Here is a 13,209-nt window from a genome sequence, read left to right on the forward strand (position 1 = left end):
AATGCCGAGGGGAGAGTCGGATGAACGCCGCTGCCAGCAAGAGCCTCAACGGGCTGCAGATTGATGCCACCCTGTTTGATTTCATCGAGACCGAGGTTTTGCCCGGGACCGGTGTCACATCAGAGGATTTCTGGGCGGGGCTGAGCCGTCTGGCGCATGACATGGGTCCCAAGAATCGCGCGCTGCTACAAAAGCGCGACGACATCCAAAAGCAGATTGATGACTGGCACATTGCCCATAAAGGCCAGCAACGTGATGCCGAAGCCTATAAGGCATTCCTGAAAGAGATCGGTTACATCGTTCCAGAAGGCGAAGCGTTTCAGGCCAAGACTGCGAATGTCGACCCCGAGATTGCCGTGACGCCCGGACCGCAGCTGGTGGTGCCTATCACCAATGCGCGTTTTGCCATCAACGCGGCCAATGCGCGGTGGGGCAGTCTTTATGATGCGTTCTATGGCACGGATGCGATGGGTCATCTGCCCCCGAAAGGGGGCTATGACAAAGGCCACGGTGCGCGCGTTGTGGCGCGTGCGCGGGTGTTCCTTGACGAAGCATTCCCGATTGCGGGGGGCAGCCATGCCGACGCACGCCGTTATCACGTGGAAAACGGCGCGTTGCTGGTCGATGATATGCCTCTGGCGGACCCGTCAAAGTTCGCAGGGTTCCGGGGGCACAAGAAAGCCCCTGATGCAGTCTTGTTGAAAAACAACGGCTTGCATGTCGAGCTTGTATTTGATCGCACGCACCCGATTGGGGCCCGCGATCAGGCGGGCTTGGCCGATGTTCAGGTCGAATCCGCCGTCAGTGCGATCATGGACTGCGAGGACTCCGTCGCCTGTGTCGATGCCGAGGACAAGGTTTTGGCCTATGGCAACTGGCTGGGTTTGATGAAGGGCGACCTGAGCGCGACCTTCCAGAAGGGCGGTCAGGAGATGACCCGGACCTTGTCAGAGGACCGTGTTTACGAAGCGCCTGACGGCTCGGACCTGACGCTTAAAGGGCGCGCGCTGCTCTTGGTGCGCAACGTTGGCCACCTGATGACGAACCCCGCCATTCTTGACCGCGATGGCAATGAGATTTTCGAAGGCCTGATGGACGCGATGATCACGGTCCTGATCGCGAAGCACGATCTGGCGCGGGACGGTGGCAACTCGGTCGCAGGCTCGGTCTATGTCGTGAAGCCCAAGATGCACGGGCCAGAGGAAGTGGCCTTTACCGACGAAATCTTCACAGCAGTGGAAGAGGCGCTGGGTCTGCCGCAATACACGGTCAAGATCGGCATCATGGATGAAGAGCGCCGCACGACAGTGAATCTCAAGGAATGCATCCGCGCGGCCAAGCATCGCGTGGCGTTCATAAACACCGGGTTCCTCGACCGGACGGGCGACGAAATTCACACCTCGATGGAAGCCGGACCATTTTCGCGCAAGGATTTCATCAAGCGTAAAACTTGGATCGGGGCCTATGAGAACCTGAACGTGGATATCGGCCTCGAATGCGGCCTGAAAGGTCGCGCGCAGATCGGCAAAGGCATGTGGGCCGCGCCTGACGCAATGGCCGCGATGCTGGAGCAAAAGATCGAGCATCCGAAGGCTGGTGCAAACTGTGCGTGGGTGCCGTCGCCCACGGCGGCAACGCTGCATGCGCTTCATTATCACAAGGTCGATGTGCTCGCGGTTCAGGACAAGCTGGCGGCAGGCGGACGGCGTGCGCATCTGGATTACCTGCTCGATATCCCGCTGGCGTCCTATCAAAAGTGGTCTCAAGACCAGATCATGCGCGAAGTGGAAAACAATGCGCAGGGCATTCTTGGCTACGTCGTGCGCTGGATCGACCAAGGCGTCGGTTGCTCCAAAGTGCCAGACATCAACAACGTGGCATTAATGGAAGACCGCGCCACCTGTCGGATTTCGTCGCAGCACATCGCGAACTGGTTGCATCACGACGTGGTCAGCGAAGACGCGGTCATGGCGGCCATGAAGAAGATGGCAGCTGTCGTGGATGAGCAAAACGCCGGTGATCCGCTCTATAATCCGATGGCTCCGGATTTTGACGGGATCGCCTTCAAGGCGGCCTGTGATCTGGTCTTTGAAGGCCGGGTTCAGCCATCGGGCTATACCGAGCCTGTGCTGCACAAGCGTCGGTTGGAGTTGAAGGCTTCGGCCTAAGCCGGGCAATAACTGGAGGCTCTGCCTCCAGACCTCCGGAGGTTTTTGGGGAAAGATGAAGGGACGGGCGCAGGCCCGCTGATGATATGGCGATTTCACTGACACGGGCGCGGACCATCATCCGCAAGACATTGGCCAAGGGCCGCGAAATGGAGTTGAAACCGCTGAGCGTGGTGGTCTTGGACGCAGGCGGGCATGTGCAGGCGTTCGAACGCGAAGACGGTGCAGCACCGGGACGTTTTGCCATCGCGCATGGCAAAGCCTATGGCGCGGTGATGCTCGGGATGCCCGGATCCGCGCAAATGGCGCGTGCCGAACAGCAAGGTTACTTTATGAATGCTGTAAACGGCGTTTATGGCGGCGCGGTCGTGCCGGTGCCGGGCGGTGTTCTGGTCCACGATAAACAGGGTCGGGTCATTGGAGCTGTCGGCGTGACCGGAGACACATCGGACAATGACGCAGCGGCGGCCATGTCCGGGATCGAAGGGGCTGGCCTGACCGGCGTCGCCTAAACGGGATTTAGACCGCTTTCGGAAATGCCTGCCACTTTGGCGGGCATTTTTCGTTTGAGGGACGCATTGTGCGGCGATGCACGGCGCTCTGTTGGCAAAGCCGCCTTTCACCCCGCTCGGCAACGGGCTAGGTTGCGGGAAACAGCAAGGAGACCTGACGTGTCGCGCCCCGTGATCGGTATCATCGGCAATTCCTATCTGATCAATGATCAGTATCCCGCACAGGCGGCAGGGACGATGAATTGCGAGGCAGTGGCCGAAGTGTCGGATTGCCTTCCGGCTATTATCCCAAGTTCGCCGGGCTTTGTCACAGTGGCTGAGCTTTTGGAAGCCTATGACGGTTTTCTGTTCACAGGCGGTCGCCCCAATGTGCATCCAGAGGAATATGGCGAGGCCGAGACAGAGGCGCATGGTGCGTTTGATCGGGATCGCGATGCGATTGCCTTACCTTTGATCCGTGAGTTGGTGCGGCGCGGCCAGCCGATGTTGGCGATCTGCCGGGGCTTTCAGGAGATGAACGTGGCGCTGGGGGGGTCGCTTTATCCTGAAATCCGGGATTTGCCAGGTCGCGACAACCACCGCATGCCGCCAGACGGAACGATCGAGGAAAAGTTCGCACTGCGCCATGACGTGACGGTGAGTCCGGATGGCCCATTTGCGCGGATCTTCGGGGCGAGCGTGGTGCGGACCAACACCTTACACGGGCAGGGGATCAAAGACCCTGCGCCCGGTCTTGTGATCGACGGTCATGCGCATGATGGGACGCCGGAGGCCATTTATGTCGAGGGGGCCAAAGGATTTGCGCTGGGCGTACAGTGGCATCCGGAATACTGCGCGGCCACCGATCCTGTGTCGCGTCCGTTGTTCGAGGCATTTGGCGATGCGGCGCGGGCATGGAAGGCCGCCAAGGTCAGGCGTGCCGGACAAGCACGCTATCAGAGCACGGCGGCTTCGTAGGCCGAAAGCGTGCGTCTGGCGGTTCGGCCCAGTGAGGCGCTGCGCAACTCGGGGAACAGGGTGAAAAGTTCGTGGCGCGCTGCAGGATCGAGCGCGCTCAGGCCCTGTTGCCCGGCAAAGAAGCTTTCAGATGGTAGGCCATGGGCGGTGACGACCTGATGGGTGTCGAGCATCATGTGGTAATAGGTGACGCTTTCGCAGGCGGCCCAAGTGACGGAGCGCCCGTCGATCAGGTGCTTGGCTGCGACCAGCACCTCGCGTTCCCCAAAAAGAAGCTCGGCCCGTGGTCCACGGATCAACATGCGGTGTTGCGGCGACACGGTGAGGGGCGTTGTTGCGCGTTGACCCGCGAGGGAAGTTAGCCGCACTGGTGTCATATTGCCCAGTCCCGGCACGGTGCGATGACCAAGCCAGCGGATCGGTTGAGGGCCCGCGTCGCGGGTCAATACAAGATCGCCAACGCGCAGGTCCTGAATGGGGCGCGGTCCATAGGGCGTGTCGATCAATGAGCCTTCGGCGAAACAGATGATGGTTTCGATGTTCGAGAATGTGAGCAGGGTGCCGTCAAAGAGCGTGACCGATCCCGAAAGCCCGCCATTCGCATCATCGGTGTTGGTAAAGATGATGTCGTCATAGGATGCGAGGCGGTTCAGCATCAGCGTGTCGCCGTTGGTCTCGCCGCCTTCGCCACCCTCGATGGTGATGGCACTGTTGGCTTCGCCGTAGTCGGTCAGGATGAAGGTGTCGTCGCCGTCCTGACCAAATGCATCGTCGCCGTCGCCGACATAGATGATGTCATCCCCGTCGCCGCCATACATCGTATCGGCACCCGTGCCGCCATCAATGACATCATCGCCGGCGTCCGGGACAATCGTCGTAAAGGCGATGTCAGACACAAACACCGCCTGAACCGCCGAGCCGCCATTGCCGTAGTCAATGTTGATGGTGTGAACCGGGCCAGCAATGGTGACCAGGACAGACCCATCGGCGGAGAGCGGGCTGACATTCGGGCCGGTCGCAGTGATTGACTGACCCGTGACGGTGATGGTGGCTGGGTTTTCGGCGACAATGGACACCGGAACCGCGTTCCCGGCCTCGTCAAATGCTGTGATCGTGATCGTGTCGATGAAACTGGATGTGTCGATATCGTTGATGCGGAACGACACGTCCTGCACGTCATCGGCATATTCTGTTCCAGCTTCTGCGTTGAAGGTAAAGGTCGCAGTGAGGGTTTCGCTGCTGCTGCCGTCCCCGCGCAGATAAAGCGCCGAGGTAACGTCGAAGGGTTCGCCGTCTTCACGGTACATCGACGTGTTGTTTTCGAGGCTGACTTCGCTCAGCGCGCCGTCATCTGTGAACGCGACGGACACATTCATGTTGCCGGTGTCTTGGGTCAGCCCCCCGACAACGTTCGTTTCGTCAGCGCCTTGTGTTTCCCATGACAACACCTCGCTGGTTTCAGCGGGCGTCGTCTCAAAGTCGCCGTAGATGATGTCGTCGCCCGATCCACCGGTGATCGTATCGGAGCCACCCCCGCCCACCAAAAGATCATCGTCGCCTGCGCCGTCGATGACATCGTCCTCGTCGAGGCCGAATATATTGTCGACATCATCTGTGCCGTCCAGCGTCGGATCCTCGTCCGACGTGCCGATGAAGATGTTGAATTCTGAATAGGCCGGCGGATTTAGCGCCGTTGACGACGTGATCGTTGTGACAGGGCCAAAATCCGGAACGAAGTAAACGTTTCCGTTGGTGGCCAGGTAGTAGACCCCCGGTTCCTGCGTATTGGTATAGGTTTGTCCGCCAAACGTGCCGGACCAGATCCAATCGCCTGCGCCCAGGTTTGTGTCTGTGACAAAGGTAGTGAGCGGATCGACAATGCTGTCGCCCGTGTCCAGTGAGCCATCACCCAGTTGAACAAGATACCCGTCGGGCATCCCTACACTCCTGCCTCATGGTCCGTTTGGACCGCGCGTTGTTTGCCAACGCGTCAAACATCTGCACTCTGCTACAAAGCCGCCCGTCGTTGCAGGGGCCTACGCCCAAACAGTACACCATCGGTGATTCGGAAATCCAGAAACCGATGGCGTGAAAACGTGAAAAAGTGACCTCGACGTCAGGGGTGTTGCAACAAAGACGCCAGGTGCCTGATTTTGCACAACTTTAGGTAGGCGCGCCGCTGATTTCGATAGTGGCGCCATTGGTGCTTTGGGATGCGGGACCGCATAACCACAGCACGGCTTGTGCAATTTCGTCCGGTGAAATCAGCGTTCCGTGCGGATTGAGGTCGGTCATCACCTTGCGCGCCGCGTCAGCATCCATGCCGGTCCGCTCTTCAATCTTTGCCTGATTGCGGGTGATGATGTCGGTTTCCACATAGGCTGGACAGATGGCGTTGAAGGTGACCGGACGCTTGGCAAAATCCATTGCAAGCGTTTTGATCAGCCCCACGACGCCGTGTTTGGAGGCGGCGTAAGCGTGCGCGCCCTTCAGGCCGCGCAGCCCGGCGATAGAGCTGATCGCGATGACGCGGCCCCAGTCGTCGATGGGCATGCGGCGCAGACCTTCGCGGATTGTAAAATAGGCTCCATCGAGGTTGGTCGTCATGATCTGACGCCAAAAGGCCGTGTCGGATTTCAGGATGTTTTGACCCTCGGCGATGCCTGCGTTGGCGATCAAGATGTCAGTCGTCCCGATCTGGTTGAATCCCGCCGTCACAGACTCTTCATCGGCAACGTCCATTTGGATCGGGATGAACCCGTGATCAGACGCAGCCTGTTCCAGAACCTCAATTCTGCGTCCGGTGATAGCCACCCGAGCGCCCTCAGACGCCAGTGCCTTTGCGATCGCAAGGCCGATGCCTGTGCCACCCCCCGTGACGAGCGCGGTTTTTCCTGCAAGATGTGTCATCAATCGGCCCCCTCATGCGGGGATACAGAAACATCCGGAGCCTGCCATGCGCAATATCGACCTGCCGCCAATCTGGTTGTTCGGGTTTATTCTTCTTGTTTGGGCGTTGGCGCAGGCTTTCCCTGCCTGGATCAATGATACTATCGAACTGGATGGTTTGGGGCGCGGCTTTGTTTTGGTCGGGATTGGTTTGACGACCTTTGCCTTGGTGTCATTTCAGCGTGCCAAGACGACGCCAATCCCGCACCGGCGTGCGTCTTCCTTGATCAAGAGCGGGCTGTATGAACGGTCGCGCAATCCGATCTACTTGGCAGATGTCTTTATCCTGACGGGTGCGATCCTCTGGATTGGAATTTGGCCTGCGCTGATCCTTGTACCGGTTTTCATGTGGGTGCTGACGGTGCGATTCATCAAACCGGAAGAGGCGCGGCTCCGCGAGGATTTCGGTGGTGAATTCGAAGAATGGTGCCGGGAAACGCGGCGTTGGCTGTGACGTGTGGTCCGCATTTGGGTTTGTTTGCGCAATCAAATGACCTCTTTCTGGTACTTTTCTTGCGCGTGCGCTAGACGCCCCCCTGACGTGCCCCATGTGAAGGCGCTGAAATAACGAAGAGGACGGCTGACGTGAAAATCGGGACGCCCAAAGAGATATTTGACGGTGAAAACCGGGTCGCCATGACACCGGACAGCGCCAAACAGCTTCAGAAGCTGGGTTATGACTGCGTGATCGAAAAGGGGGCCGGTTTGGCTGCCGGGTTCACGGACGCAGCCTATGAAGAGGCTGGGGTGACTGTCGTCGGCTCTGCAGCCGGCCTGTACAAGGAAGCGGACATTATCGCCAAGGTGCGTCCGCCCTCAGATACAGAAGCCAAGCGCTTGACCGCTGGTAAGACGCTGATTTCATTCTTTTACCCAGCCGCAAATGAAGCGTTGATGGACCTTGCAAAGAGCAAGGGTGCCAATGTCATTGCGATGGATATGGTGCCGCGTATCTCGCGTGCGCAGAAAATGGATGCCCTGTCGTCGATGGCCAATATCGCTGGCTATCGCGCAGTGATCGAAGCCGGTAACAACTTTGGCCGCTTCTTCACCGGTCAGGTGACGGCGGCGGGTAAAGTTCCGCCTGCGAAGGTTCTGGTCGTCGGTGCCGGTGTCGCCGGTCTGGCCGCGATTGGTACGGCAACGTCGTTGGGTGCGATCACCTATGCTTTCGACGTGCGCCCCGAAGTGGCCGAGCAGGTCGAATCAATGGGGGCCGAGTTTGTCTTCCTCGATTTCGAAGAAGAGCAGCAAGACGGCGCGGCGACGGGTGGCTACGCTGCTGTGTCTTCGCCTGAGTTTGCGGCAGCGCAGCTGGCCAAGTTCCGTGAACTGGCGCCCGACATGGACATCGTGATCACCACGGCGTTGATCCCGAACCGTGAGGCACCTGAACTGTGGACCAAGGATATGGTCGACAGCATGAAGCCGGGTTCGGTGATTGTTGACCTTGCCGCTGAGCGTGGCGGCAACTGTAAGCTGACGGTGAAAGATGAGAAAATCGTGACAACTAATGGGGTTACGATCATCGGTTACACCGATTTCCCAAGCCGGATGGCGGCGCAATCTTCGGCTTTGTATGCCACCAACATCCGTCACATGATGACGGACCTGACACCCGAGAAAGACGGGCAGGTCAATCACGACATGGAAGATGACGTGATCCGCGGTGCCACGGTGACGTTTGAAGGCGAAATCACCTTCCCACCGCCACCGCCGAAAATTCAGGCCATTGCGGCCCAGAAGAAAGAACCGGTGAAGGAAAAGACGCCGGAAGAGATCAAGGCCGAAGAAGCGGCAGCCTTCAAACAGCAGACCAAGACCCAGGTCGCTCTGCTGGGTGTGGGTGCTGTCTTGGTTCTGGCATTGGGTACGATCGCGCCTGCATCGTTCATGCAGCACTTCATCGTGTTCATCCTGTCGGTCTTTATCGGCTTCCAGGTGATCTGGAACGTGGCGCATTCGCTGCACACCCCGCTGATGGCTGTGACGAACGCGATTTCGTCGATCATCATTCTGGGCGCGCTTATCCAGGTCGGATCAACGGGCGTGCTGATTACTATTCTGGCGGCAGCCGGGATTTTCATGGCCGCTGTCAATATCTTTGGCGGCTTCCTCGTGACACGGCGCATGCTCGCCATGTTCCAAAAGTCTTAAGGAGCAAGGCAGATGGATTTCGGATTTACGATTGCCGCCTATGCGGTGGCTGGCGTTCTGTTCATCCTGTCATTGGGTGGTCTGAGCGGACAAGAAAGCGCGAAACGCGCCGTATGGTACGGCATCGCGGGTATGACGATTGCGGTTCTCGCAACGCTTATCGGCCCCGGTTCGGGCCTGTGGGTCATGTCGATCCTGCTGATCGCAGGTGGCGCGGCGGTTGGTTACCAGTTGGCGACCAAGGTGCAGATGACCCAGATGCCAGAGCTTGTGGCGATCATGCACTCGCTCGTTGGTCTGGCGGCTGTGTTCGTCGGCTTCAACGCCGATCTGATGATCAACTACGTCGCGGGCCTGAGCGCAGAGGGCGCTGGCAACCCAGTGCCGGGATACGGCTTGCCGCTCTATCCGCTGGCCGAAGAGACCGTGAAAGAACTGTCGGCCTTTGGACAACTGGTTGCCAAGAAGACTGGTGTCGAGATCGGCATTCTGCGCGTTGAATTGGCGCTGGGGATCTGGATCGGTGCGGTGACGTTCACCGGTTCGGTCATCGCCTATGCCAAGCTGGCTGGCGGTTCGAGCCTGCTGCCATTCAACGTGGACACAGGTGCCAAGCAGTTGCCCGGTGGTCACATGCTGAACGCAGCTGCAGCGGCTTTGTCTGTTGTTCTACTGATCATGTACCTGAGCGGGTCAGGGTCGTGGACGCTGGTTCTGCTGGCGCTTCTGGCCTTCTTCATTGGCTATCACCTGATCATGGGCATCGGCGGCGCGGACATGCCGGTCGTTGTGTCTATGCTGAACAGCTATTCAGGCTGGGCGGCGGCGGCTATCGGCTTCTCACTGGGCAACGACCTGTTGATCGTGGTTGGCGCGCTGGTCGGCTCGTCGGGTGCGATCCTGTCTTACATCATGTGTAAGGCGATGAACCGGTCTTTTGTGTCGGTTATCCTGGGTGGCTTTGGCGGCGGTGCTGCGGGCGAACAGATGGCCGTGGAAGGTGAGCAGGTTGCGATTGACGCCGACGGTGTTGCAGCTGCCCTGAATGATGCGGACAGCATCATCATCATCCCGGGCTACGGCATGGCGGTGGCACAGGCGCAGCAGACCGTTGCGGAATTGACCCGTAAACTACGCGCCAAGGGCAAAGAGGTTCGCTTTGCGATCCACCCTGTGGCGGGTCGTCTGCCGGGTCACATGAACGTTCTCTTGGCCGAAGCGAAGGTGCCTTACGACATCGTGCTGGAGATGGACGAGATCAACGATGATTTCCCGGAGACGGATGTGGCCATCGTGATCGGGTCGAACGACATCGTGAACCCTGCGGCGCAGGACGATCCAAACAGCCCCATTGCCGGTATGCCGGTTCTGGAATGCTGGAAGGCCAAGCAGGTGTTCGTGTCCAAGCGTGGTCAAGGTACCGGTTATTCCGGCATCGAGAACCCGCTGTTCTTCAAGGACAACACGCGGATGTTCTACGGTGACGCGAAAGCGAGCTTTGATAAGCTTCTGCCTCTGATCGACTAAGTGACGGTGCGTGCAAGCACGCACTCAACATCAGAATAGGGCGTCCCTGTTGGGGCGCCCTTTTTGATTGCTGCGCCTCAATCTGCGGCTAAGCCGCTGATAACATGGAATAGATCGCCCCAGATGATACGCTCATAATTCAGGCGGTATGCGATTGTATTCCCCTAACATACCGATTTAATTGAATAAAATCGCGGTCCCATCTGTACAACGCACGTGATGTTGCTATGTGTGAGACAAGACGACGAGGCAGCCATGGCCCCCATTGAAGATCACCCACTCCGTTACAAGTTATCGAACGAACTGCATGCGCGGCCTTTCCCGACGCTGGATGTGCCCTGTGTCGGGGCGTATCTTGCGATCAAAAAGGCCGAGGATGCTGCGAGCCGCGATCGCGATGCCGATTGGACGCATTTGATTGCCTTGCTGGATCGCTACGGCGCGCCACACCCGGCGGCAGGAGCAACTCACTATTACGGCAAGGTTGGTCGCTATTGGCTGAAATGGGAAAGCCACACCGAGTTTGTGACCTTTACCGCGTTTGAAGACGGCCTGAGCGAGCGGCCTTTTGATCCTGCGGAGTTCGAGGTCTTCCCAGAGGAATGGCTGGACGAAGCGCCTGGTGTGCGCCTGACATCGGCCTTGATCCGGGTGGTTCAGGAACAGGAAGATGCCAAGATCGCCGAAGTGCTCGAGGATTGGTTCGTCTCGGAAAGTCTGGCCGTGAACTGGGTGCTGGATAAGACTGCCGTGACAGCGGCGGATTTCCGGATCGATCCGGCGGGACACATGCGGCTGGCTGTGTTTGTGCAACCTGACACCGGCGCGCGACGCTTGGGGCGGATCGTGCAGCGTTTGTGCGAGATCGAGACCTATAAATCCATGTCGATGTTGGGGCTGGCGCGTGCGCGCGACATCAGCAAGCGGATGACCGAGATCGACGAAGAGTTGCTGCGACTTGTCGATGATATGTCAGGCGGTCCGTCTGATGCGGAATCGACACTGACCAAATTGCTGAGCCTGTCAGCCGAATTGGAGAATATGTCTGCGAAGGCCGCGTTTCGTTTCTCGGCGACGCGGGCCTATGAGGCCATTGTTACCCAGCGGATTGACGTGCTGCGCGAAGAGCGGTTCTTGGGCCGCCAGACATTCAGCGAATTCATGATGCGGCGCTTTGATCCGGCCATGCGCACCGTGCAAGCCACCGAACGGCGTCTGCGCGGCATGAGCGACCGTGCGTTGCGCGCTGGCGATTTGCTGCGCACGCGGGTTGATGTGGAACGGCAGAGCCAGAACCAGAAGCTGTTGGAAAGCATGGACCGGCGGGCGGATTTGCAGTTGCGCCTGCAAAAGACTGTCGAAGGGTTTTCGACAGTCGCCATCACCTACTACGCCGTCAGCTTGCTGATGTATTTGGCTGCGCCCACCTTTGGCGCGTTGCCAAAAGCCTTGGTGGGGGCCGCATTGACGGTGCTCGTCGGCGGGATCGTTTACCTGTCTGTGCGGCGCATGCGTAAGGCGTTGGAGTAGGCGGCTTTAGGTCGGTTGGGGGCGCACACGTGGAATAGTGCGTGTGCGCAACCCGGTCTGCCCAAGGGCAAACCACGCAAGCGCTGCACCTGCTAGGTTGGCCACGACCGCAGCAATCAAGATCCCCGTGTAGCCGCCCAGTGTGACACCGATCCAGGCGGCGGGAATGTAGATCGCAAAGACCCGCCCGATGCTGATGCCCATGGACCAAAGCGCCTTTGAGCGCGCGTTCATGGCAGCGTTCGCCGTCACGAGGATGCCGTATCCAAACAGGCTCCAGCCGACAACAGCGAGGTAAAATCCAGCCTGCTCTGTCCCATCCGCACCACCCGTGACAAGCGCAGCAATCGGTTGGCCGAAGAGGATTAAAACGACGCCAAGCGTCAGCGCGTAGGCGATGCAAAATGCAATCGACTGCCCCATGGCGGCGCGGGCGCGGTCCTGTTTGTCAGCGCCCCAGTTTTGTCCCACGACAGGTCCAATCCCCGATGACAGCGCCAAGAGAGGAACAAGCGCGATAGATTGCACGCGTGTCGCCGCGCCAAACCCGGCAACAGCGTCTGTGCCAACAGTGGCGACAGCTGCGGTGACGGCGGCCATTCCGGCTGGGTTGATCGCGTTCGAGAATGCGGCAGGCGCGCCGACATTCGTGATCTCACGGACAGAGTCCCAAAGGTTCGCAAAGGGCTGTGATCCCAGCGCGATGTAACCGCGCCGCATGGCGATCAACAGGGCGGCGGCAACGGCCAAAACGCGGCCTGCAAAGGTCGCCCATGCGGCGCCTTCGATGCCCAATTCCGCGATCGGGCCGAGGCCAAAGATCAAAATCGGATCGAGAATGATGTTCACCACGGCTGCCAGAACCATGATCCCCGCAGACAGCCCGCCGCGCCCATGGGCGCGGAAGACGGCGTTGATCTGCATCATCAAAACAAGAAAGGGAAATGACATCGCCCAAATCGGCATGTAGGCCAGCACACCCTCAAGGGCTGCGCCATCCGCCCCTATCAGGCCAAAGAGGGTGGGCGACGACAACCAGACCAACAAAGCGACAATGACGGCCAAGACCGATCCCAGACCCACAGCATGAAGCGCCCGCCGGCAGGTGGCGGTTTCATCATCCTGACGACCAAGACCTTGGGAGATCGCAGCATTTGCACCGGCGCTCAGCCCAATGGATAGCGATGTGATGGCGGTGGTGACCGGGTAGATGAATCCAACGGCGGCCAGCGCATCCGAGGAATAGCGCCCAAGAAACACGGCATCTGCAATCCCAACGGACAAAACCGCAAAGATGCCAAGGGACATAGGCGCAGACATTACGGTCAGCGCGCGCCAGACGGGACCCTTTGTCAGATCGCGGGTATCGCTGCTGTCTTGTGCCATGGTTCCTCCGGTCGCGACGGTTG

General features: G+C 59.0%; 10 protein-coding genes. 7 read left to right on the plus strand and 3 right to left on the minus strand.

Annotation, left to right across the window (positions count from 1 at the left end):
- Nucleotides 1-20: 20 nt before the first annotated feature.
- The 3 genes from FE702_RS01705 (at nt 21) to FE702_RS01715 (ending at nt 3,637) form a co-directional block, all read left to right on the plus strand.
- On the plus strand, nt 21-2,168 hold the full coding sequence (locus FE702_RS01705; protein ID WP_147124492.1) for a malate synthase G: 2,148 nt from the start codon (nt 21-23) through the stop codon (nt 2,166-2,168).
- Between the two features lie 86 nt (nt 2,169-2,254).
- Nucleotides 2,255-2,680 (plus strand): GlcG/HbpS family heme-binding protein, encoded by a 426-nt coding sequence (locus FE702_RS01710; protein WP_147124493.1) that lies wholly within the window; start codon nt 2,255-2,257, stop codon nt 2,678-2,680.
- 159 nt (nt 2,681-2,839) lie between these two features.
- Nucleotides 2,840-3,637 carry a gamma-glutamyl-gamma-aminobutyrate hydrolase family protein gene (locus FE702_RS01715; protein ID WP_147124494.1) on the plus strand — a complete coding sequence of 266 codons (798 nt, stop codon included), beginning with the start codon at nt 2,840-2,842 and terminating at the stop codon, nt 3,635-3,637.
- Here FE702_RS01715 and FE702_RS01720 read toward each other — a convergent pair.
- Both FE702_RS01720 and FE702_RS01725 read right to left on the minus strand, forming a co-directional pair.
- Entirely contained in the window at nt 3,616-5,574 is a 1,959-nt protein-coding gene (locus FE702_RS01720; protein WP_147124495.1) for a Hint domain-containing protein, read from the minus strand. The genes FE702_RS01715 and FE702_RS01720 overlap by 22 nt on opposite strands.
- A gap of 226 nt (nt 5,575-5,800) precedes the next feature.
- The gene (locus FE702_RS01725; RefSeq protein WP_147124496.1) at nt 5,801-6,547 is read right to left on the minus strand and encodes an SDR family NAD(P)-dependent oxidoreductase; all 747 of its coding nucleotides are present in this window, start codon (nt 6,545-6,547) and stop codon (nt 5,801-5,803) included.
- A 46-nt stretch (nt 6,548-6,593) separates the two neighbouring features.
- On the opposite strand from FE702_RS01725, the gene FE702_RS01730 reads away from it, so the two are divergent.
- From FE702_RS01730 to FE702_RS01745, 4 genes are all read left to right on the plus strand, one after another.
- Nucleotides 6,594-7,040: a methyltransferase family protein gene (locus tag FE702_RS01730; protein ID WP_255449550.1), complete on the plus strand. Its 447-nt coding sequence runs from the start codon at nt 6,594-6,596 to the stop codon at nt 7,038-7,040.
- A 131-nt stretch (nt 7,041-7,171) separates the two neighbouring features.
- Complete coding sequence (locus tag FE702_RS01735) at nt 7,172-8,743, plus strand: Re/Si-specific NAD(P)(+) transhydrogenase subunit alpha (protein WP_147124498.1); 1,572 nt, start codon at nt 7,172-7,174, stop codon at nt 8,741-8,743.
- A 12-nt stretch (nt 8,744-8,755) separates the two neighbouring features.
- Nucleotides 8,756-10,270, plus strand: a complete 1,515-nt coding sequence (locus FE702_RS01740; RefSeq protein WP_147124499.1) for an NAD(P)(+) transhydrogenase (Re/Si-specific) subunit beta — start codon at nt 8,756-8,758, stop codon at nt 10,268-10,270.
- Between the two features lie 255 nt (nt 10,271-10,525).
- Nucleotides 10,526-11,800 carry a DUF3422 family protein gene (locus FE702_RS01745; RefSeq protein ID WP_147124500.1) on the plus strand — a complete coding sequence of 425 codons (1,275 nt, stop codon included), beginning with the start codon at nt 10,526-10,528 and terminating at the stop codon, nt 11,798-11,800.
- Between the two features lie 6 nt (nt 11,801-11,806).
- Here FE702_RS01745 and FE702_RS01750 read toward each other — a convergent pair whose 3' ends face one another.
- Complete coding sequence (locus tag FE702_RS01750) at nt 11,807-13,186, minus strand: MATE family efflux transporter (RefSeq protein WP_147124501.1); 1,380 nt, start codon at nt 13,184-13,186, stop codon at nt 11,807-11,809.
- Nucleotides 13,187-13,209: the final 23 nt, after the last annotated feature.

Origin of the sequence: Shimia ponticola (assembly GCF_007995215.1) — a bacterium.
GTDB lineage: Bacteria > Pseudomonadota > Alphaproteobacteria > Rhodobacterales > Rhodobacteraceae > Shimia_B > Shimia_B ponticola.